Origin of the sequence: Bremerella sp. JC817, from assembly GCF_040718835.1 — a bacterium.
Lineage (GTDB): Bacteria > Planctomycetota > Planctomycetia > Pirellulales > Pirellulaceae > Bremerella.
This window is the reverse complement of record NZ_JBFEFG010000267.1, coordinates 139,785-159,212: the sequence shown is the minus strand read 5'-3', so window position 1 is coordinate 159,212 and position 19,428 is coordinate 139,785. Positions and strand designations below refer to the sequence as shown.

The window sequence follows — 19,428 nt, the reverse complement described above, 5'->3', positions numbered from 1 at the left end:
GAGGGGAGACGTCGAGTCAGCCGGGCTGTTGATAGGCAAGAAAGGAGAAGAGGCCGTCGCGCGGGCAGCGATGCACGACGGCCTCTGGCGGGAAGAATTGTTATCCCACGTGCGACTTATTGAACCAGTCGCAGGGGGCGGTATCCGGCGATCTGCTGGAAGACTTCGGTCAGTTCTTCCGCATACTCTTCCCCGGTCTTTCCACCGGGAATGTTAAAGTGAGATCCCTTGGTGATGTCGGCGACCTGTTGCATCAGGTTCTTATCCGCACCGGCACCCATGCTGATCGTCACGATCACATAGCCACGGTCGGCAGCGAGGTGCGCTTCTTCGAGCACCGCATTGCGTGCCGCCGAAGAATTCACACCACCGTTGTTCCAGTTGGCCTGACCGTCGGTCATCAGCACGATCATCTTGTAAGCCCCGGCCCGAGCCCTGACGTCGAGTTCTTCTCGAGCGACGGTCATACCACCGGCGATGTTTGTGTAGTTGTGGTAGTGACCTGCCTGACGCTGATTGGCTTGAGCAATGATGAAGCCATAGTCATCCGCCAGAATCGATTCGAGCACCCCTTCGCCATCGGGACCGTTGTAGACCGCCAGCCCCATTTGGTCGTCCGAGTCGGCCTGTTGGATGAAGTTGACGAACATGGTGACCGACGACTTCAAGGCGGTGATCGGCTGAGCACTTGCCTTCCACATGTCAGGCATCTGGCTATTCAGCGAACGCTGCTCCAACCAGAAGACGATCAAATTCTGGTAGCCGAACTTATAACGAAAGCCTTTGGAGTTGTTCTGATTATTACCGGACATGCAGTAATCGAGATACGAATTCCAGTTTCCATCGTAGGGATAGTTGACTGTGTCCAGTCCCAACGCAGCTTCGAAGGTCGCACGCTGGGTGAAGTTGAAGTAATGAATCTGGTCCGAACCGTCGGCGTTCTTACCGCTGTAAACCCAAACTTCGCGTACCTGGCTCCCTGGGGAAAGGGTTGCTTCGCCGCTGCTTGGGTAATAGGTCACGATGTTGTTGTCACCCCGGCGGACTCGCACGCGGTCGTATGATTTGGTCGAGTTGACGACGATCTTGTTGTACTGGTATTCGACAGAAACCTGGGCGTGCGAATCACGCGTGGGGGCTGCTCCTTTGGCGACAGCCCACTGTGGCGTAAACTCGAGGTTGCCATAGATAGGCGAACCGAGTTCCTCGTACATCTGATACTGGTTGGCCGTTACGTGGGCGGCACCTAACGTATTGAATGCGTTGAACTCGCTGTCGTCGTTCATCGAACCCGACAGGTCAAGCACCACCATGATGTCACGTGGCTGATAAGCGGCCGCGCTTTCGGCCTGGATGCTGAAAGATTTGCGCCCCAGCAAATGTCCAAAGAAAAAGGGCATGTTGTCATATCGCATGCTAACTTTAACCGTCGACGCAGGACGGTTGGAAGGCACGATTTGCTTCGTGGTATCATCCCAGTCGCCGTAGCTGACATCCAAGCCTTGCGAGTAGTTGGTCAGGAAGTGTTGCACACTTTCGCTGACGGGCTGGTTGTCGTATTGTTTCCACTGCGTGCCAACCGGGTTGCGAACGAGATATTCGTGAATGGCGTCGGTCGAAGCGTCTTCGCCATCAATCAGACTTCCGGCACCGGCCAGTGTGGCGGCGTCGACACTACGTTGAAGCTGCGACTGCATGGTATACATGTAGCCGACGTCGATACTGAAGGCGAGCATGGCCATCATAACAATCATCATCACAGCGGCGAGAACGACGATGATGCCTGGCTTGCGGCCGAAACGTACCTGAGACATTTCCTCATCCGGCGAAGCAGATCGGCGAAGCATAAACTCTCTCCTGACAAGTGTGAGAAACTTGGATGGGATCGCGGTGTACCGAAAGGTTCCCGAGCTGGCCGACTCAGGGGGCGACGCCAGTATTCAAAAGGGTCCGAAACGAGATTTAGGGAGTTCGCTTTGACCCAGTCATGTTGCGTTTTTTCAACAACAGCACCAACGGGTTTCTGCGGCAAACCTCTCTTCAGAAGAGAGTGACGAGTGTCCTTGCTAATTGAAAACGTAGGTCATACGGCATTAGGAGGCTGGGATTTTCTTCCAGTTTGCGCGGAATAGGGCGTTGCCATGGAGAGAGGCCAGCGAAGAACGATTGGAGTGGTCGGCGCCAGTTGCCGCGCGATGGCAGCTTCGCTGATCCGTGCCGGATATCAAGTCACTGCCGGCGACCTGTTCGCGGACTACGACACGCAGCAATTAGCCAACGCGACGACGCTCTCGAAATATCCCTGGTCGGCACCTGCTTGGCTGAGCAAGACGACGGTTGATGCGTGGTGCTTCACCGGAGGAATCGAGAACTATCCGCGGCTTGCTGATCGCATGTCGCGGCATGCTCCGCTACTAGGGCCAACGCCAGATTCGCTACGCAAAGTCCGAGATCCTTTCTGGCTGGCGGACCTGGCGAAGCGACATCGATTCCACTTCCCCGAATCAAAACGTCTCGACGAAGCATTGTCTTCAACAGTCTTCAACGAGCCATGGTTGAAGAAGCCATTTCGATCGGCCGGAGGACTCCGAATCGAAACCGTGTCGGAGCCGCCAGCGTGTTCTTCACAGTTCTTTCTGCAACGCCAACTGTCAGGGACACCGATGTCGATGGCGTTGCTTTCCACAAAAAAGAAAGTGCATGTCGTCGGGTTGTGTCGGTTGCAGATTGGTTTTAACTTCGGTGCACCTGGGGAGTTTCTTTTCGCAGGCGGAGTCACCTCGCTCCAGCAGGCATCGAGTGAATTGCAAGTGATCGCGAAAGCGATCCATGCCGAAGCGAAGATGCTTGGCTTGTGGGGAATTGATTTTCTGAAAATCGACAGGTCAACGCTCCTGGAAGTGAATCCACGTTGGACGGCATCGATGGCCCTGCACGATCGCCGAAGTGCGATCAGCTTGATGGGTATGCACGTGGCGGCGTGCGAAGGAAAAGAAGTCGACGAGTTTTCGTTGTCAGATAACTCGGCCGCTGCTTTTCGGATTTTATATGCGCGGCAGCCGATCAATTTCCGGGAGGAAGTCTTCGAGCAGATTGCCGTAGCGTTTGGTCTCTCGCGCGAGGCGACCATCGCCGGACCAGAGTTCGCAGATGTCCCTTTCCCAGGCAGTCGGATCGAAACGGGCTTCCCGGTGTGTACGCTCTATGCAGATGGAGCCACCGAAGAAGAAGCAGAAGCCGCATTGGCCGCCAAGATCGCGCGAGTTGAATCGCTGCTCTACTAAGCATCGTTAGTCAGCGGAATCAGCAGGATTTGTTTCGCTGTTCGCGGGAGTGTCCACTTCAGGGCCGCCTGTTTTCCACTGCTTGCCAGCCAGCTTCGGCTCGAACTCTGGGTGACCAGCCAAGCGAGCGATTTCTTTCGCCGCGGCCACTATCATCGCTTGATCGCTGTCGAACGCTTCGGGATAGATCAATTCGCCCAGGTAGATGTCGACGGTGGCTCGCATAAAGAATGGACTGGTCACCGTGCGATCGAAGGGAGCTCCTTCGATATAGACCGGCAAAATCGGTACGCCTGCCTTGCGAGCCAGGAGCGCCGCGCCTGGTCGAACCGGCAATAAAACTTCGTCGGTCTGATTGATTCGACCTTCGGGTAAAACACCAACCCAACAACCAGATTGCAGCAGGCGAACTGCTTCGCGGACTGATGCGTTATCGATGCCGCCACGACGTGTTGGGATCGCTCCGGTCTCATGCAAGAACCAGCCGAACCATTTGTTTTCGCAATACTCGCGGGCTACCATCCAACGTACGCGGCGTTTGGCGGCTCGGTGGATAAAAAACGGGTCGACGCTGCTACGATGGTTGGCGACGATCACGGCGCCGTCGGCTCGCGATAGCGGAAGTCCGCAAGGGGTCTTAGTCTTCCACAGAAATCGCAATAAGATAAAGGCCAGTCGATCCAAAAGATACTGAACCATCGTGTACTCGGTCCGTCGGGCCAGCAGCCAAATCGCGGCGAATGCTGCCAGGCCAATCAAGGCAACGATTCCGAGTACGAGTAGAGCGTTCAAGATGCGAAGTTTTAGAGGGTAGAACGAGTGCAGATTGGAGTAGTCAGCGACACGCACGGGCACAGCGATTTTGCCCAAGCGGCTGCATACATGCTAGAGACGTTTTCAGTAGAACAAGTTTTGCACTGCGGCGATATCGGGAGCACCGGTGTCGTGCAGGTTTTTTCCAAGTGGCCAACGCATTACGTATTTGGCAATACGGACGATGCCCGCGATGTTCTGCGTGATGAAATCATGGCGTGTGGTGGCACCTGTCACGAGACGTTCGGCGATTTCCGCATCGATAATTGTCGTATCGGAATGACGCATGGTGACGACGCCGCCTTGCTGATGCGGATGATTCGTTCGCACGACTTCGATTTGATTTGCTCGGGCCACACTCATCAGATGCTGGTACGGCAGGAAGGCCCCACGCTGGTGTTGAACCCAGGGGCCCTGTATCGAGCACGACGTCATACCATTGCCATCGTCGATCTAAAGACGATGGAGCATGAGATCGTCGAAGTCTAGCTCAAATAGCCGAACTGCTTAGCTGGCCAGACGAGCGATACGATTGACGGGGGTGAATCCGCCTGCTTCCTGCTGCTGCTTGTACTGCATCAGGTAGGCATCTTCGGTCGTGTCCTCGTAGAAGTCCTTCAGAAGCGAGATCGCTTTGAAGTCGAGGCTGCGGAAGAACTTTTGCGCGTTGAGGTTCGTCTCACGAACTTCCAGCAGAATCTGGCGGCGACGACGGTGGGTCAATTTCGAGACCAGCTTGCCGATCATCTGACGACCAACGCCAAAGCGTCGCATCGAAGGAGCCACTGCCAGGTTCAATAGATGCAGCCGAGTGTTCAGAATCTCGTAGATCATGTAGCCTGCGATGCGATCTTCATGCTCGGCAACCATGCCGATGCAGTTTCGCTCGCGAAGGCACTTCACGAACTCTTCTTCGCTCCAGGCATATTCGAAGCTGAGACTTTCAATATCGAGAACCTCTTGCATATCGCGGCGAATCATCCAACGGATATGAACAGGTAAGGTTCGTTGACTGACTTGACTCATGCCGGACTCCTTCCGAAATAGCCAAAGCTGAAAATAGCCGAGAGCGTTTATCGCTGATTGCTTGGCTGCCTTCTACTTCTTCGTTGATAGGCATCCTCCTCGCAACCAGCTCGGATTGTCTGTCTGAGGAAGCGGTAACCTATCAGAATTGCGGAAATGTGCCAAGTCGAAAGAGGCCCCGAATCGCGTGAGGAAATCCGCGAAAGGACGCTAGCTGGTAAGTGGCGCAAACTGCCACGACCATGCCGTTAGTTTCGGCCCAAGACAGCAGCCGATCGCATCGGCAGTGAGGCCCATAAAACCGCAGCAATCAGCAGCAAACCAATAAAATGGGGTGGTAAGAACAACCACCAGAACAGTCCGGCCAAAACTCCGCAAACTTGTGGATTGCGAACCATCCAATGGCTCGCTCGCTGACCCAGACGATTCAAAATTGGATGCCGGAAGAAGATCAGTCCTATCCCCAGCAATGCGAGTACGCTTGTGGCGATGGGTGGCCAGTACGAATAGCTGCGCGAAGAAGCGACGCGAATCGAAAGCGTTCCGAAAGGATTGGTCTCGCGGAAGTAGTGGAATCGCTCTGACGGAACTTCATCGGTCGCATCGGTTAGCGAGATCGGCATGGCACTCGTATTGCTCCGATCCGAGACTTCCCAGGTTTCGACATCACTTGCGTTGTCACCCAATAGCGAAGCAATTTGCTCGCGGGTATTCTCCGGCGATTCGCCTCGCTTGCGAAGCAGTTCCTGATAGTTGAACAACGCAGCGAATGCTTGTTCCATTCGCAACTGATTCCAGCGTTGGATTTCGGCTGAGCTAATGCCTGATTGCGTATCGCGAGAAGCATCCTTCAAACGAAACGCCGAGGTGACTTGTTGTCGGCTCCAGGCCATGCGATCGAGATGTGGCACGTTTTCAATTGTCCACTGCATCGGCAAGCTGACGCGGAGCAGTTCTTCGGTGCCGTTAGCGTCGGTGAGTCGCGGACGATCGAGCTTGAAGTGCAAGTCTTTGTCCGGAACCAAACGAGATCGGAACGCCAGTTCGACCATCTGCGGCAAACTGCTTGACTTTAGGGGAATCGTCACGACACGATCGGGCTTAGGTTCAACGTTCCAAAGCCGGGTGTAGTCGACCGATGCCCCCATCACATCAACGGTTGGTGGCAACGTGAATTCAACGCTGCCGTTGCCTTGCGGCAAGATTGCGGCACGTATCACGCCGAGAGCATTTCCCTGGCGGTCGACGTGGATCGTCGTTTCCAGTGAATCGACCAATGGGTTCCCTGTGGGATTGGCTCGTTGAATCAATTCGCAGGTATAGTCAGGCCGCGTTGCGATCAGCAGTTGATGCGTATCAGGCGTGTTCGCCGTCAGCCAGCGTTCCGAGGGCGTCGTCGCTCGCAGCACTAACGAAGACCAAAGGATCTCTTGCTGGTCCACTTCGCGCGGTATCGCAGCCAGTTGTCGTAAATGTGGCTGGCCAATCAGTAGCAGCGGAGCGAACTGCACACGACGACCTGGCGAGGTCTTCAGCTTGCCATTCCAATCAAACGAGAGGTAACTGCCCAGCTGCTTTTGTGGAACCAATGTGTAAACATCCGCCGACTTGTCGGGCAGTTCGCGAACATGAACCTCGAAGTCTTCGATCGAGTCAACGTCGAGTTCCACCTCGTTCGGGACGAGCCACTGGAGATAGCCAATGCTGCCGCTGCGAATCTCGAGCTTACCGACCCAGTTCAAATTCCACACGCCATCAACGCGGTCGGTGATGGTCAGCATATCGCCCGAAATGAGTACGTCGTTTGGGATGACTTGCCAGTCAATCGGTAGCGACGAATCGACCACTTCCCACTGACCCACTTGAACGAGCTCGTCGTTCATAGGGTCTGCCGCTTCATCCTGGAGAGGAATCAAGTTGGTGGTGAGCATCGGACGAACAAGTACCGAGTGGTCACGCACCAGTTGCACGCGGCAAGACTGGGTTTGAACATCGCGGATCTTAGTGGGCGGTAGGCTCACATCGGTCTGGTTGACCGGGAGCCATTTACGACCATTGATGGAAAGTTCCTGCAGACCGCTCACGTCGGTAAGAAGCATCACTCCGAGTTCGCCGCTGGCGGCATCGTAGTGCCACTGCGTCGGGCGAAGCAGGCCGTCAACCAAGTAGCTGACCGATTGAATTTCGCAGCCGGGGATCATCTCGACGACGTATTGCTTGGCCTGGCCTGAGTAGGTTTCGATCTGAGCTTTCAGGTCGAAGTTGTAGCCATCGGAATCGAACTGCAGGCGATATCGCAAGTCCGCATTGCCGCGAGTCGCAATCGGCCGCGTCGAAATAAGCCAGTCGAGCGGTTCCACCGTTGCCACAGCGACTGCAAAACGGAAGTTTGGCTCGTTCTCGTTCCATTCGCGAAGGAAGTCATCTTGCGACAAGATGTTGACCCGCGATTGGGCCTGGCTGCCGACCTGCAATTGGCTGTTGGCAGCGACCGCCACCCAGCGTCGTTGCAAGGTTCCATTGGCCACTTCCACATTGGGGAACCGCAGTTGTCCCACCTGTTGCGCCCCATCCAGAGAGAACCGCAAGTCAATCGCGTCGATTGGGGTCGCGCCTTCCAGCAGGTTGATGGCATAGGTTCGCGTGGAAGCGGAAAGGCTGTTCGACTTCACTTCCGCAGTCCAGCCGAGTGACTGCTGCATGTCGAGCTTCAGTCGAGAGTCGACGTTCAGCAGGATCGGTCCGATCTGGGGGGAACGGTTGGTCAGCATCAAGCGGACACGTAGCTCGATGTCGTCTTCGGTGAACTGCAGAAGGTCGAGTTCGCGGAACTCGAATCGGGCTTGAAGTTCAGAGGAACGCCACTGCAGATCGAAGCCCTCGACCATGCCAAGCGGAATCGTCTGGCGAATGTTGGAAGACTCGAGAGAAATCTCGCGATCGCTGAATTGGATTTTCGGCGAACCCATTCGCATCGAGTCGGCGATCGTCACGGCCGTGCTGACCTGGGGAGGCGTTTCAATGTGCAGGGAAAACGGCATATCGCCTGGTTTCGAGACCGGCAACAAGCTTTTGATGACAATCGTGTGTTGCCCAACTTCTTTCAGCGGCAAGACCAGTTCGCCCGTCGTCACGCTGTAAGGATTGGGCAGGATGCTGCTGCTGGCGTCAACTCCAGAGTTGATTTGATCGACTGCCGTGCTCAAGCTGATACCGAGCTGGGCATCGAAAGGCAGTCGAATGGTTTGATTTGTCTTGGTGGTTACCACGTTGATGTTGGTGGTGACGGCAATCTCCGACGCAAGCTCGACCGAGTCGATCAGCGAAATCTCGTAGCTCATTCCTTCGATAATCGAACGAGGAATGTCGTCATCCGGTTGTTCCGCGACCGCATTCAAACGTTCATAGAATGGAAGAGGCAGATAGGCTTGACCCACGGGCTTGCGGTTGGCGTCGATTGGAATCAGCACGGGATAGACAGTCACCGGTCGGGCTGCCTCTTGAGCGGCTACCGGGGCAACGCTTTCGGCCATCCAGCCAGCGGCCAGGGCGAGCAAAAGGCTGGACACGGTCACCGTGGAACCAGCAGGGTAGTTCAACGAGGAGACCGTGCGAGGACGCATCACCAGGCCTGCGATTCCACCGAGGGCAATCCCCAGGAAGCTGGCCGATGTCAGCGGTGCGAACAAATCTGGAAGCCAGGGCACAATCGCCACGAGCCCCAACAGGCATGCCACCAAGATCCGCGGGAAGCGGGCAAATAAAATGGCACCAATGCAAATCGCTACCACGAACAGCAAAATACTGATCAGGCGTAACGAATCGCGGTGCACAATCCACAGAGTACCTGCAGGCAGCGGTTGACTGGCTTCAAATGGAACCAGGTTCGGTTCGTCAGGATCGCTCAGATTTCCCTGGAACATCCCAGACCACAATCCAAGCCGAAGTCGCTCGCCAAAACTTGACCAACGTGGGCTAGGATATTCCATGCGAACCAAGCGGCTGCCAAGGGTAAACGTTGTCTCTTCCGCGGAGGTTGGAAACGACGCGGTCGCGAATGACGGTCGAATCGCTCGCATGAGATAGAGCGTCGCAGGATCGATTTGGTAGTGAACTTCCAGATCGGCGGCCGAAGCTTCGTCGGGAATTTCGATGTCGATCTGCTGGCCATGCTGTTTCCAGCGAGACCAGGGCTGACCTTGCCATTGAATTAGTTCCAGCTTGGCATGTTCCGGCAGCGTAATCGAGGCGTGCCCAGGCCCGTGCGAAACGATCGACCATCTCGAAGTCATCCGCTGGCGACCGTCGTTTTCGAGATTGATCGAATGCGTGGTCTTGGTCGCGAAAAGCTCGGGCAAGGTATCGGCCAGTTGCCAGTCACAGGCGATCAGGCCACGGATGTTTTCGGCCAGGCGTCGGATTTCCAGCGGCCGATATTCGTAGCGGGTCAGGTCGCTGCCGGGACTTTGCGAACGAGCATCGAGGTAGACCTTTCGCAGCAAGATCGGATCGGCCGTAAGCTGACATGCCTTGGGGCTGGTCAGCGTCAGCATGCCAGACTGAGGCTCCGCAGAAGGAACCGCCAACAGCAGCGGCGAGTTAAAATCCCCAGATTGCCGTGGGAAAGTGCCACGCAAGATCAACGGGAAACTGCTGTCGGAAGGGGGAGTCAACTCATAGATGTAATAGGGTTCACGCTGGTTCGGATTTTCAGCGGCGGACGTAGTGATCGGTGTCCAGCGAATCGGTTCCAGGTCGGGCGTGGTCCACTTAACCTCGGTCGACCATCGCTGCGTCGACCAGACCAGCAAGGTTTCCGGCAACAAGCCACTGCCGTTGAGTCGAATCGCGGCGAGTTCCCGATACGAGTCTTTCTCGATCCGCACCTGAACGTCGATTTCAGCATCATACGTCGCACGCTTGCGGGTAACACGAATCAGGTGTTGAAGATCGGATCGCCCGCGAATCTCGAAGGCAGGTGTTTGCCACTTCGAGCCAAACAATCGGACGATCTCGGCCGGGGCATCCTGGATCGCTTTGCGAGCGACTTGCCCTTCCGGTTCCAATCGCAGATCGAAGCCGGCGGCTGGTTTGACCGAAACCCATTCCAGATTGCCCACGCCCGGGGCGAGGGCGAACGGGCGGAAGTCGGAAATTCGCAGGTTGCCGAAGTCATTCTCGCGAGTTCTTCGTAGGGAGATCTGCAGATCGGAAATCGCGGAACGATTCTCGACCCGCAGCACCCGTTGTTCGTCACGTGCCGTTTCTTCCCAGCTTACTGCCGACTGATCGGGAAATTGAACGACCGTCTCGACACGCCAACCAGGCGAAAGCGGCAATTCGATATGATCGGTCGTTTCGTCGCTGTCGGCGATGTGAATCACGCTGTCCGACTGAATCACCAGGTCATTCACCGTAACCTTGTGCACCAGGGCGGTATGCAGTGACTCGCTTTGGCGAAAGAGCTGCAGCCCGATCTCCGCGTTCTCATCGAACAGACGGAAGCGAAGGTTCGGCCGACCCAGCGAGTTATGTGGAACGTATTCGACTTCCTGGGCATTCTTCAGAATGCAGTACGAAAGATTGATTCCGGCGTCGAGTTCTGCCGCAACCACATGCGACTCGGTCGGCTGCGAACTAAGCACGACGATCGGCAAGTCGATTCGCGAGTAATCACCAATCACCATCGGGGCCATGCCCTGGATCGAAACGGTCGCCGTTTCAGCCGAAGGGAAGAGTTGCTGGGGAAGCTCCAGCGATTGTCTGCCGTCGGAAAGCTCTTGCAGATCGAGAGGTTCGATCGCTTTTCGATTGACCGACGCGCCCGTGACCACCATCCCCTTGGGAATGGAGAAGGTCAATGCGCCTTGAGGAGGGGAATGCAGCAAGATTTGCGAAGTCACTTCGCACAAGTTGTCGCGAACGTCGTAACGGGTCGACTGCGTTGCCGTGACGGTGTCGGTCTGATAGAGACGGTCGCTGGGAACCAGAGAGAAAGCAAGTTTACCTTCCCATTGCGGGCTCAGATGCCATGTTTTCATGCCTTCCATCGGTGTGACATCGGCATCGGAAACATCGAGCGTCACTCCCTCACGCAGTTCCAGGTGCCACTTCGAGGGAAGGTCGAGATAGAAGTCGACCTGGGGCGCAAAGGTCAGATCGAGATCGATTGTCAGTTCGTCGGTCGATCGCAGCGAAGCCTGGTAGCTCCAATCGAGCGTAAACATCGATTGAAACTCGCGGAGGAAGACACCAACCTGATCTCCGTTGGCACCGACCCACAGCTTGGGCATGGTCGATTGTCGTTGCAGCTGATCGTAATAAAACAGGTTCGTTCCTTTCAAAGAAACGAAGCCAGGTTCGGTCGATGCTTTCTCGCCCAGGTCGAACTGGGCTGAGCCTTGAAGCGTTCGTCCTTCGAGCCGGGCTCGATACGTCAAACTGCGAAGTGGCAACGCGCGTTGTTCGATTCCCTGGCTGCGCGCGAACTGCGTGATCAGCTTACCGAAGTCGTCGAGCTGCATTTGCGGCGCGAACTCGAATCCATATCGAGGCCATTCCGTCGGACGATTTTCTGGGACATAGATCTTCTGGTATTCGATATCGGTCGGTACGGCTGGCTGCTGAGCGAAGAGCGTGGCAGCGCAGTACAGCATGGCGACGCTTGCCCACGCAAACGCCTTGAACAGGACGCCGTGCTTTTCGCGAAGCCATAAGGTCATCGAGATTGTCCGCTAGAGGCCGCGGTGGCTGGCATGGAGGTCGTCGAGATTCCGGCGGATGGCCCTTGCGACGCCGATGCTGATGTATTGGGAACCGAGGCCTGACTGTCGCTGGACGAGCGAGCACGCACGGCCGACTTGACCGGAGTTCGCGACGACGCGAGGCGGTAGAGGGCGATGCCGAGGATGGCCAGCATGATGCCGACGATCGACATCTCACCCACCAGCATGGCAAAGTCGGGATAGGCAACCGCCACCGCCAAGGCGACGATGGCCGCCACTCCGAAGACCAGCACATGCCGCGTTTGCGGAACGTAGAATAGAACCAGCAAAGCTGCGAGCGAGAATCCAGAGAACAACAACATCAAGTAACTGATCTTGGCCGCGCGGATCGGAACGTTCTCGAACGAGCCGATCGTACTGTAGAGGGCTCGGTTCATGCCCTTCGGCAACTCCGACTTGGCGTTGCTCTTGGCCATCGTTTCCAATTGGTTTTGATTCAATCTGGGCGAACGACGGTAGGCACCATGTTCCCACGACCAGTCCATTTCTTCCGAAAGCCCAGGAGCGGAAAGCACCAGCCAATTGCCAGGGCTGACGATTTGCAGGTAGCTGTAGCCACCTTCGCGGCCTGGTTGGCTCGTGCCGAGTACCGCGTTCGTAATGACCGGCGAACTGACATTCAACGAGGAGGCCATGCCATCCCCTTCGCCATACTTGTACCACAGTTCCAGGCGATCTCGGCCTGACTCGTGTCGCTGCGGAATGTCGAACTGTAGCTTGCTTTCGTTGAGCGTGGCCTGCATTTCGACACCGTTCCAGTAGGCTTCGACATCACGAACGCCACGAGGCAACGTCACCTCCAGGCGAGGTGCCGAAGTGCGGAGTGTGTACGCCGCGCGATCACGCCGTTCTTCGGGCGTTAAGGCGACCTGCAGCCAATGGAAGTCGACCACCACGCGGTCGTCCGTTTCGGGCGTTAGAAACGGAGCAGCGAATTCGACCTGACGGGTATCGCCACCGGGCAACTGGAAGGTCTGCCCTTGATCCGACATCGACAGGCTGCGCCAGTCTTCGGTGGTCGAAAGGACTTCGACTTCGTGCGGTGACTGGAAGGTCACTTCCAACGGCTTGAAGTCGACGTCGATGCCATCTTTCGTCAGGTCTTCCGATTTCGGAGACATCAGATCCATCTCGTAGTGACCGGATTCCGGAATCGTCTCTCGCAGCGGAGCGTTGTATTCGACCTTGATGCGATAGGGTGGATTGGCTTCGGTCAGCGAGAACTGGATCGTCTGTTCGTCTCCCTGACCGAGTGCCTGGCCGGCGACTTCTTTGTCGTTGATCTTGGCGACGGTGACCTGGAAGAAGTAGATACTGGTCGGCAGATGAAACACTGCCTTGCTTGGCGAACTGTGGAACGGTTCGTAAAGGAACTCTTGCTGGACCAGGGCGTAGTCTTGACCTTCGACTAGTTTGACATTCACCTTCGATCCGACGATCAACCGTGGGACAACCGGAGTCAGTTGCAGGCCGAGACGCAGCTCTTGCTCGGTCGGAGCGGCTCGCAAAATGATGGTGCCACGCTCACCGGACAGTTCCACCTCTTGGCTGCGGCTACGGTCGAGTTGGAAGCCTTGGCTCTTCTCGGACTGGAAGCGGATCTCGAGATCGTTATCAGGGATGGCCGTCACGGTTGCTGAACCGAAAGGCTCTGCCAGAGGCACAATCCAGGGCAGCGAGATCTCGGCCGGATCGACCGTCTGGTGGTCGCGATGGGCACGCACCGTAACGACAATCGTGCGGTAAGGAGCGGTTGTCATCGCTTCGCCACCGGTCTCGGCGGTCAGCGGCAGCACGAGTTGATCGGAAGTTCCGTCGGTCGGTTGCCAGGTGGCGGCACCGTTGGTATCGACACGATCGACCGTCCAGCCATTCAAATCGATCAGCAGGTCATCGGTATACGATCGAGGCAGGCGATACGAGAGGGTTGCGACCAATTGTGCGTCGAGCTTGCCGACGTGCAGTTCGTAATCGGATTTCACACGGGCCGTCGATTGGATCGGCAGGGTGTGCATCACCAACGTGGCGGGTTGTTGGTCGTACGAGAAACTAGCTCGGTACGACATGCCATCGGAGCCGCGACCCGATTGCTCTCGCAAATTGCGAGGCGTGTACCACTGCACGTGAACATTCTGAGAAGCGGAGATGCTCAGCGTCCCATCTTGAACGTCGCAACCCACCACGTCGAACTGTCCGACGGTGAACTGGCGTTTGCCACGTTCGCCTGGGACTGGATCGGTTTGCTTGGTGGTAATCGAGATCGTAACCGGGCCCTTGGTCGCTTCATCCAGTTCGACCAACAGCCGATTGCCGAAGGTCTGCCCGGTTGGTTCCATCGCTTTAACCGAGTAGCCAACCGTTGGCATCGTCGGTGGAACAAATTCCGCGTCGTCGTCGATTTCGACCTCGAACGAGTCGAATGGAATCGTCGTGCTTTCCACTTGCAGGCGAGCCGTCGTCGTTACCAACTGTTCCGTCTCGACATTGGCGAGAAGCTGCCCTTTGACCTTCAGGGTGACCGGCTGTTCCCGCATGGCCTGGTCATCGAATCGCCAGTTGAACGACAGGGGGCCGCCAGCGAATTCGTACTGATGCATGCTGTGCTCTTCGAGAGGAGTCTCAGTGAGCGTTTTCGGCACCATGCTTCCCTTGTACGAAACATTCGCACCGGGCTGTGGAATATCGAGCGTGACCTGGCACTTGGTATCCGCAGGGAGTGTCGTCTCCAGCGAGGTTTCCTCGCCGCGCGTGGTCAGCGGCAACAGGGCAACCACCTTCAGCAGAATCGGTTCTGGTTCTAGCGGGGAAAGCAAGGCTTCCTTGGCCACCGGGAACTGGCACCACAATGCGTAACCATCGCTCTTGGTAGTGGCCTGAGGGCGATCGAGAATGATCGGTAGTTCAGGGCTGACTTCGACGTCGGAACGGAAGATCGCGTGATGCAGCCCCAGCGGAATGCGGACCCAGCCAGACGCATGCGGAGTGACTTCATACGTAACATGCAGCAGGGCATTGGTACCCTCGACATCGATACGAGTCGAGACCGTTTCCAGGGAGTACTTCGGCAGATCTTTCGGATTCGTGTTGCGGTAAACGTCTTTGTACCAGATCCGAAACGAATCGGCCGGGAAATCAAGGACCCGCTCAAAAGGGCCACCTTCGGCGATGCTGCCATCTTTGATCGGAAGCAGGAAGATCTCGGGCCCGCGTTCTTCGATCTTGGTACCGCCAGCGGTTCCTTGGGCTACGGCATTCGAAGAAGTGGCTGCCATCAGGGTCAGAGCCAACACGAAAATGGCAGATCGAGACGCACGCGTCCAGCAACGGAGGCAGAGCCCCGGCAGTGCGGAACCAGGTTCGCGGCACGCGGCGTTCATGAGTTGAAGAATTGTCCGGATAAGGAGGAGGCGGAATCGACGCCCGAAAGATGAGAGGGCGTTTGCCTGGGACGAGAAAGCTGGTCAGAAATCGGTGTCCAGCATCGGCACAATGGGACTGATATCGTTCTCAGTCGAGTTTCCATTCCCATCGCTCGCGTTTCGTCTCGCCACAAGGCGTCGTAATGTAGTCTATTTAGCCATGACCGCTCGCCCTGGAAGGTTAGCGACTTTGACCTACGAAAACTGCGAAAAAAATTCCAGTCGCACCAATTATAACAGCCGCGACTGTCGGAGTAGTCTTGGGAAGGTGGAAAGATCCCCCAAAGTCTAATAAGTCGAGATTTGGGCCTGCATTTCCTCTTGCAGCTGCGGCGTTGCCGTTGCGACGATCTTGGGGTCGAAGACATCGAATGGCTGCCCTCCAAACCCAAGGACCGTTCCCCCTGCTTCTTCGACCAAAATGGCCCCTGCGGCAACGTCCCAGGGCTTATTAAAGGCGGCCCAATAGGCATCCATGTGTCCGGCCGCGACTGCCGCCAGATTCAAGGCCGCCGATCCGAGTCGACGGATGCCCTGACATTGGGTCAAGACATTGATGAAATCGTCGATAACAGGGGACCCTTTGGCGACCGTCGTGGGAAAGCTGAACGCAATGAGCGATTCATCCAGTTTCTGAGCCACGCTCACCTCGATTTTCTCATCGTTCAAAAAGGCCCCGCAGCCCGCTTCCGCCTTGAAGCAGCGGTCGAAGACCGGGTCGTAAACTACGCCAGCGATTACCTTTCCGGCTTCTGCCAGGCCAATCGAGACCGCGTAGTTGGGCAAGCCATGGACGTAGTTCATGGTGCCATCGAGTGGGTCGACAATCCAGCAAAAGGGACTGCCCGTTTTTCGCGAAAGTCCAGCGGGACCTTCCTCTCCGAGGAACTCGAAATCAGGAAAATCTGCGGCCAAAATCTCTTCGATTACTTTCTGTGCGGCAAGATCCGCATCCGTAACCAAATCGGACTTCCCTTTTTCACGAACGTTGAACTTCCCTCGCCACTCGATCAGTACTTCGCCGGCCGCTCGAGCGGCCTTTTCGCAACTTGTTAGGTAGGAAGACATTGCGTTTCTTTCCTGGGCTGAGGTGGGCGAAGCAAATTGAGATTTCGTCGCTGCGTTTTACCATGAATTGAGGGGAATTCCTACTTAGGCCCCCCAGCAGCCAATGGCGATTATCGCGCCGTTAATGCTGTTTTTGTGGTTCAGTCAGAATCTTTGCAGATTATTGTGGACACCCTTCCGATTTTTGGTATCATCTACTACATCATCCACGGAACAGCGGTTAAAAACCGCACATACCCGCTTCGCGGAACTCGATTTCGCGGGCAAAATTCGGCCTCTTCTCTGTTCCGGCCCCGTCGACTTACTTTGGTAGGCGACGGGGTTTTTTATTTCTTGTCTGTGGGGTTCCGAGTTTCCGGTCGATGGGAGAAAATCGTCCCCATGAGCAACTCGATCTGGATCTCCGATTACGACGTCATTCACCGCTGCAAGACGGAAAACTTTCAGCTTTCGGTCGCGGCACATCCCAACAAAATGAACGCCAAGTTCGTCTCCCAGCCTAAGAACTGGCAAGTGGCCCAGTGGAATCTGGAAGGGATTGGTCCGCGCAGCGAATTTTATGTTCGCGGGCACGACCTGGTCGAACGCTATACCACCACGGACGAACAGCTTACGACCGAGGTTTACTCGCGAATCCTAACGGACCTGGATGGAGTTGAACTGATTCTATCGCGACAGACTTCGCTGCTCGATTCCGATCCGCAGTTGTCGCTGGTGTTTCAGTTTGATGACGCGAATTCGGTCAGCACATTTAGCAGCCGCAAAACCTGGAATCCTCCTGGGCTCGGCCCGCAGAATTTCGCGGCCCTGTCCGATCCGATGGCGGTGGCGATTGGTTGCCTCGATGCGATTCAATATGCGTTATTCGTCTATCCTGGCGACTGCGAAGCGATCAACGTCGAGCGAACCAACGAAGAGACGGTAATCGTGACGGTTCCGCTTTTCACCACGCATCTCGAGAAGGGTGTCATTCGCCGGTCTCGAATTCAGATGGTTCGTGCCGAAGGCAAGAACGCCATGGATCAGTTGGCCGCGAAGTACCAGTCCTTCCGCGACTCGGAAATTCCTCTCACCACGTAAGGTGCCGTGAACGAGAAGCCTGAAAACCCGTTCGCTTCTCCGGCAACCGTCGCCGCCAAAGAGTACCGCGAGTTTTACGTGCTCGATCACGAGATCGCGACGCGTGAAAATTTTCAACTGCTGGTGGCGGCCATTCTGGTCGTGCTCTTCAGCACCATCTGGGGTTCGTTCGCTTTCTATACCTCGGCCACGCTGTCAGGGGAATGGATTGGCAACGCCTTACTGGCGTTTATGACCTTCAGCTGTGTAGCAACCGTGATGAACCATTGGATGCGGGCGCGTCGCGGATGGCAAAGATTTCCGCTGGTGATCGATGTCGATGGGATCCACGGAAAGTTTGAAGAGGGCGGGGACTGGAAACCAAGGCGTTTCCGCTGGAACGAAGTGGTCTCGGTGAAGTTCGTTCCGCGAAACCGGATGGTGGTTTCGACGCTCGATGGTGCGGCGCATACCGCCGACCTAAGCCTGGTCCGTTCCGGGAAATGGCATCAACTACGTGAAACGCTGAAGTTCTATTCCGACTCGATGGCCAAGCGAGCGGCCGATTCTCAGGCAGATGCCAGCGCATAAAAAACGCCCCTGGGACTCGGAGGGAGAATCCCAGGGACGCGGTCAACTCAATTCAATTTCGATGAAAGGAAGGATTATGTCGCCTACACGGCGACCGCTTCCAGTTCTTCCATCTCCTTGGCCAGTCGCTTACGGGCGACGTGCAAACGACGCTTGATCGTTCCGATCGGAGCCTCGAATTCGTCGCTCATTTCACGCAGCGAATGTCCATCGACGTAGAACGCGTGCAGCGTATCTCGGTCGAGTTCACCCAAACGACCCATGCTCACGGCCAGGTTGTCTCGGCGTTCCACTTCCAAGATGGCGTGCAACGGCGTTTCGTTTTCAACGCAAACCGAAGCCAAAGCTTCCGGTTCGGTCGCGAAATCATTCGGCCGACGAACAGCTCGGTTGATCGCCATACGGGCAGCGATCGAACGCAACCAACCTGGGAACGCAGCCGGTTCACGCAACTGATCCAGCTTCTGCATTGCCTGGATGAAGACGTCCTGGGCCAGTTCCTGGGCTTCCCAGTAGTGACGCAAACGCTTCAAAGCGATCGCGAAAACGACCGGCTGGAAGATCTCAACCAGCTGACCGAACGCGTCCCGGTCTCCGTCTTGAGCAGCAAGGACCAGACCTTCGATCCGATCCCGATCATCGTTGTACAAGTTTCCGTTCATCATAGTTTCCAGACGTATATATCTAAGGCAGTTCTGGCAAAGTCAGAGTGCATAAAGCGGCAAACGACAGCTATGCACACGGCACGGGGAACCCAAAGCGACGAGTTGAGACCTGGAAACGGATGCGTAAGGAATAAGCGCATCACAGCAGGACAACTCGGGCTCTCGGGGGCCTAGCGTCTCAGAAGCTTCGCAAATTGTGCGGGGACAACCCTTGCATTCAGGCTCGGGTTTTCTGTCCCTTTAGCTTCTGGGTAAGAGGCCCAGCGACTGCACTGGTAGCAGCCGCATCGAGAGCGACATTGACGGGCTACTGCCGGGTAGGCTGCCGCCAAGACATCGCATTGCATCACATGGCACGTCACGTTCCGGACATTCGGTGGTTTGTTTAAACCACGTGGTCGGTCCGTACTGCTGCCATGTATGGCCATAGAGGCGCAAACCGGAGGCGGATGCATTGCGAATAACATCAACGGCGACCACGGCAACGCGGGCGACGACGGCGGCAATATTGGCGCGAATGTTGATGATGTTGGAACGCATTGTTTCATCCTCCTACGCAGTTGCGCGCAGCGAGAGAACTATGAAATGGAAGTTTGAAATCCAAGCACCTTCCAAGTGCAAGGATCATGAATCTTAAATCGCCGAACTCAGCCGGGCAACAACAAAGATTCTCCCAGCGTGCGACAAAAATGCCGTCTGCGGGGATATTGGCTAGATG

The 19,428-nt window shown here is 56.1% G+C and carries 12 protein-coding genes; 4 read left to right on the top strand and 8 right to left on the bottom strand.

The features are described 5' to 3' along the window. Positions 1 to 116: 116 nt before the first annotated feature. On the bottom strand, positions 117 to 1,847 hold the full coding sequence (locus tag AB1L30_RS09355; protein WP_367013153.1) for a pilus assembly protein TadG-related protein: 1,731 nt from the start codon (positions 1,845 to 1,847) through the stop codon (positions 117 to 119). Positions 1,848 to 2,171: 324 nt separating this feature from the next. Here AB1L30_RS09355 and AB1L30_RS09350 point away from each other — a divergent pair, with 324 nt between their 5' ends. Next, a complete protein-coding gene (locus tag AB1L30_RS09350; RefSeq protein ID WP_367013152.1) occupies positions 2,172 to 3,284 on the top strand; it encodes an ATP-grasp domain-containing protein in 1,113 nt (370 codons plus the stop codon). A 6-nt stretch (positions 3,285 to 3,290) separates the two neighbouring features. Here the strand turns inward: AB1L30_RS09350 and AB1L30_RS09345 are convergent, their stop codons facing one another. Next, positions 3,291 to 4,076, bottom strand: coding sequence for a lysophospholipid acyltransferase family protein (locus AB1L30_RS09345; RefSeq protein ID WP_367013151.1), 786 nt, complete (start codon positions 4,074 to 4,076; stop codon positions 3,291 to 3,293). Positions 4,077 to 4,103: 27 nt separating this feature from the next. Between AB1L30_RS09345 and AB1L30_RS09340 the strand changes: the two genes are divergently transcribed. Continuing rightward, the gene (locus tag AB1L30_RS09340; RefSeq protein ID WP_367013150.1) at positions 4,104 to 4,586 is read left to right on the top strand and encodes a YfcE family phosphodiesterase; all 483 of its coding nucleotides are present in this window, start codon (positions 4,104 to 4,106) and stop codon (positions 4,584 to 4,586) included. A gap of 18 nt (positions 4,587 to 4,604) precedes the next feature. Here AB1L30_RS09340 and rimI read toward each other — a convergent pair whose 3' ends face one another. The 4 genes from rimI to AB1L30_RS09320 form a co-directional block, all read right to left on the bottom strand. After that, a complete protein-coding gene (gene rimI / locus AB1L30_RS09335; RefSeq protein ID WP_367013149.1) occupies positions 4,605 to 5,123 on the bottom strand; it encodes a ribosomal protein S18-alanine N-acetyltransferase in 519 nt (172 codons plus the stop codon). 248 nt (positions 5,124 to 5,371) lie between these two features. Next, complete coding sequence (locus AB1L30_RS09330) at positions 5,372 to 11,845, bottom strand: hypothetical protein (protein WP_367013148.1); 6,474 nt, start codon at positions 11,843 to 11,845, stop codon at positions 5,372 to 5,374. Then, positions 11,842 to 15,180, bottom strand: coding sequence for a hypothetical protein (locus tag AB1L30_RS09325; protein ID WP_367013147.1), 3,339 nt, complete (start codon positions 15,178 to 15,180; stop codon positions 11,842 to 11,844). The genes AB1L30_RS09330 and AB1L30_RS09325 overlap by 4 nt, the downstream gene beginning before the upstream one ends. 435 nt (positions 15,181 to 15,615) lie before the next feature. Then, positions 15,616 to 16,395 carry an inositol monophosphatase family protein gene (locus tag AB1L30_RS09320; protein WP_367013146.1) on the bottom strand — a complete coding sequence of 260 codons (780 nt, stop codon included), beginning with the start codon at positions 16,393 to 16,395 and terminating at the stop codon, positions 15,616 to 15,618. 381 nt (positions 16,396 to 16,776) lie between these two features. On the opposite strand from AB1L30_RS09320, the gene AB1L30_RS09315 reads away from it, so the two are divergent. Beyond that, complete coding sequence (locus AB1L30_RS09315; RefSeq protein WP_367013145.1) at positions 16,777 to 17,475, top strand: hypothetical protein; 699 nt, start codon at positions 16,777 to 16,779, stop codon at positions 17,473 to 17,475. A gap of 6 nt (positions 17,476 to 17,481) precedes the next feature. Continuing rightward, positions 17,482 to 18,045, top strand: coding sequence for a hypothetical protein (locus AB1L30_RS09310; RefSeq protein WP_367013144.1), 564 nt, complete (start codon positions 17,482 to 17,484; stop codon positions 18,043 to 18,045). An 83-nt stretch (positions 18,046 to 18,128) separates the two neighbouring features. On the opposite strand, the gene AB1L30_RS09305 is transcribed toward AB1L30_RS09310, so the two are convergent. Together AB1L30_RS09305 and AB1L30_RS09300 are read right to left on the bottom strand one after the other, a co-directional pair. Continuing rightward, positions 18,129 to 18,710: a sigma-70 family RNA polymerase sigma factor gene (locus tag AB1L30_RS09305; RefSeq protein WP_345092101.1), complete on the bottom strand. Its 582-nt coding sequence runs from the start codon at positions 18,708 to 18,710 to the stop codon at positions 18,129 to 18,131. Between the two features lie 240 nt (positions 18,711 to 18,950). Beyond that, the gene (locus AB1L30_RS09300; RefSeq protein ID WP_367013143.1) at positions 18,951 to 19,250 is read right to left on the bottom strand and encodes a hypothetical protein; all 300 of its coding nucleotides are present in this window, start codon (positions 19,248 to 19,250) and stop codon (positions 18,951 to 18,953) included. Positions 19,251 to 19,428 lie beyond the last annotated feature (178 nt).

What these genes read in the sequence shown, in the direction of transcription:
- AB1L30_RS09300 (WP_367013143.1), bottom strand. Translation starts at nt 19,250, where the DNA reads ATGCGTTCCAACATCATCAACATTCGCGCCAATATTGCCGCCGTCGTC.
- AB1L30_RS09320 (WP_367013146.1), bottom strand. Translation starts at nt 16,395, where the DNA reads ATGTCTTCCTACCTAACAAGTTGCGAAAAGGCCGCTCGAGCGGCCGGC.
- AB1L30_RS09315 (WP_367013145.1), top strand. Translation starts at nt 16,777, where the DNA reads ATGAGCAACTCGATCTGGATCTCCGATTACGACGTCATTCACCGCTGC.
- AB1L30_RS09305 (WP_345092101.1), bottom strand. Translation starts at nt 18,710, where the DNA reads ATGATGAACGGAAACTTGTACAACGATGATCGGGATCGGATCGAAGGT.
- AB1L30_RS09325 (WP_367013147.1), bottom strand. Translation starts at nt 15,180, where the DNA reads ATGGCAGCCACTTCTTCGAATGCCGTAGCCCAAGGAACCGCTGGCGGT.
- rimI (WP_367013149.1), bottom strand. Translation starts at nt 5,123, where the DNA reads ATGAGTCAAGTCAGTCAACGAACCTTACCTGTTCATATCCGTTGGATG.
- AB1L30_RS09330 (WP_367013148.1), bottom strand. Translation starts at nt 11,845, where the DNA reads ATGACCTTATGGCTTCGCGAAAAGCACGGCGTCCTGTTCAAGGCGTTT.
- AB1L30_RS09355 (WP_367013153.1), bottom strand. Translation starts at nt 1,847, where the DNA reads ATGCTTCGCCGATCTGCTTCGCCGGATGAGGAAATGTCTCAGGTACGT.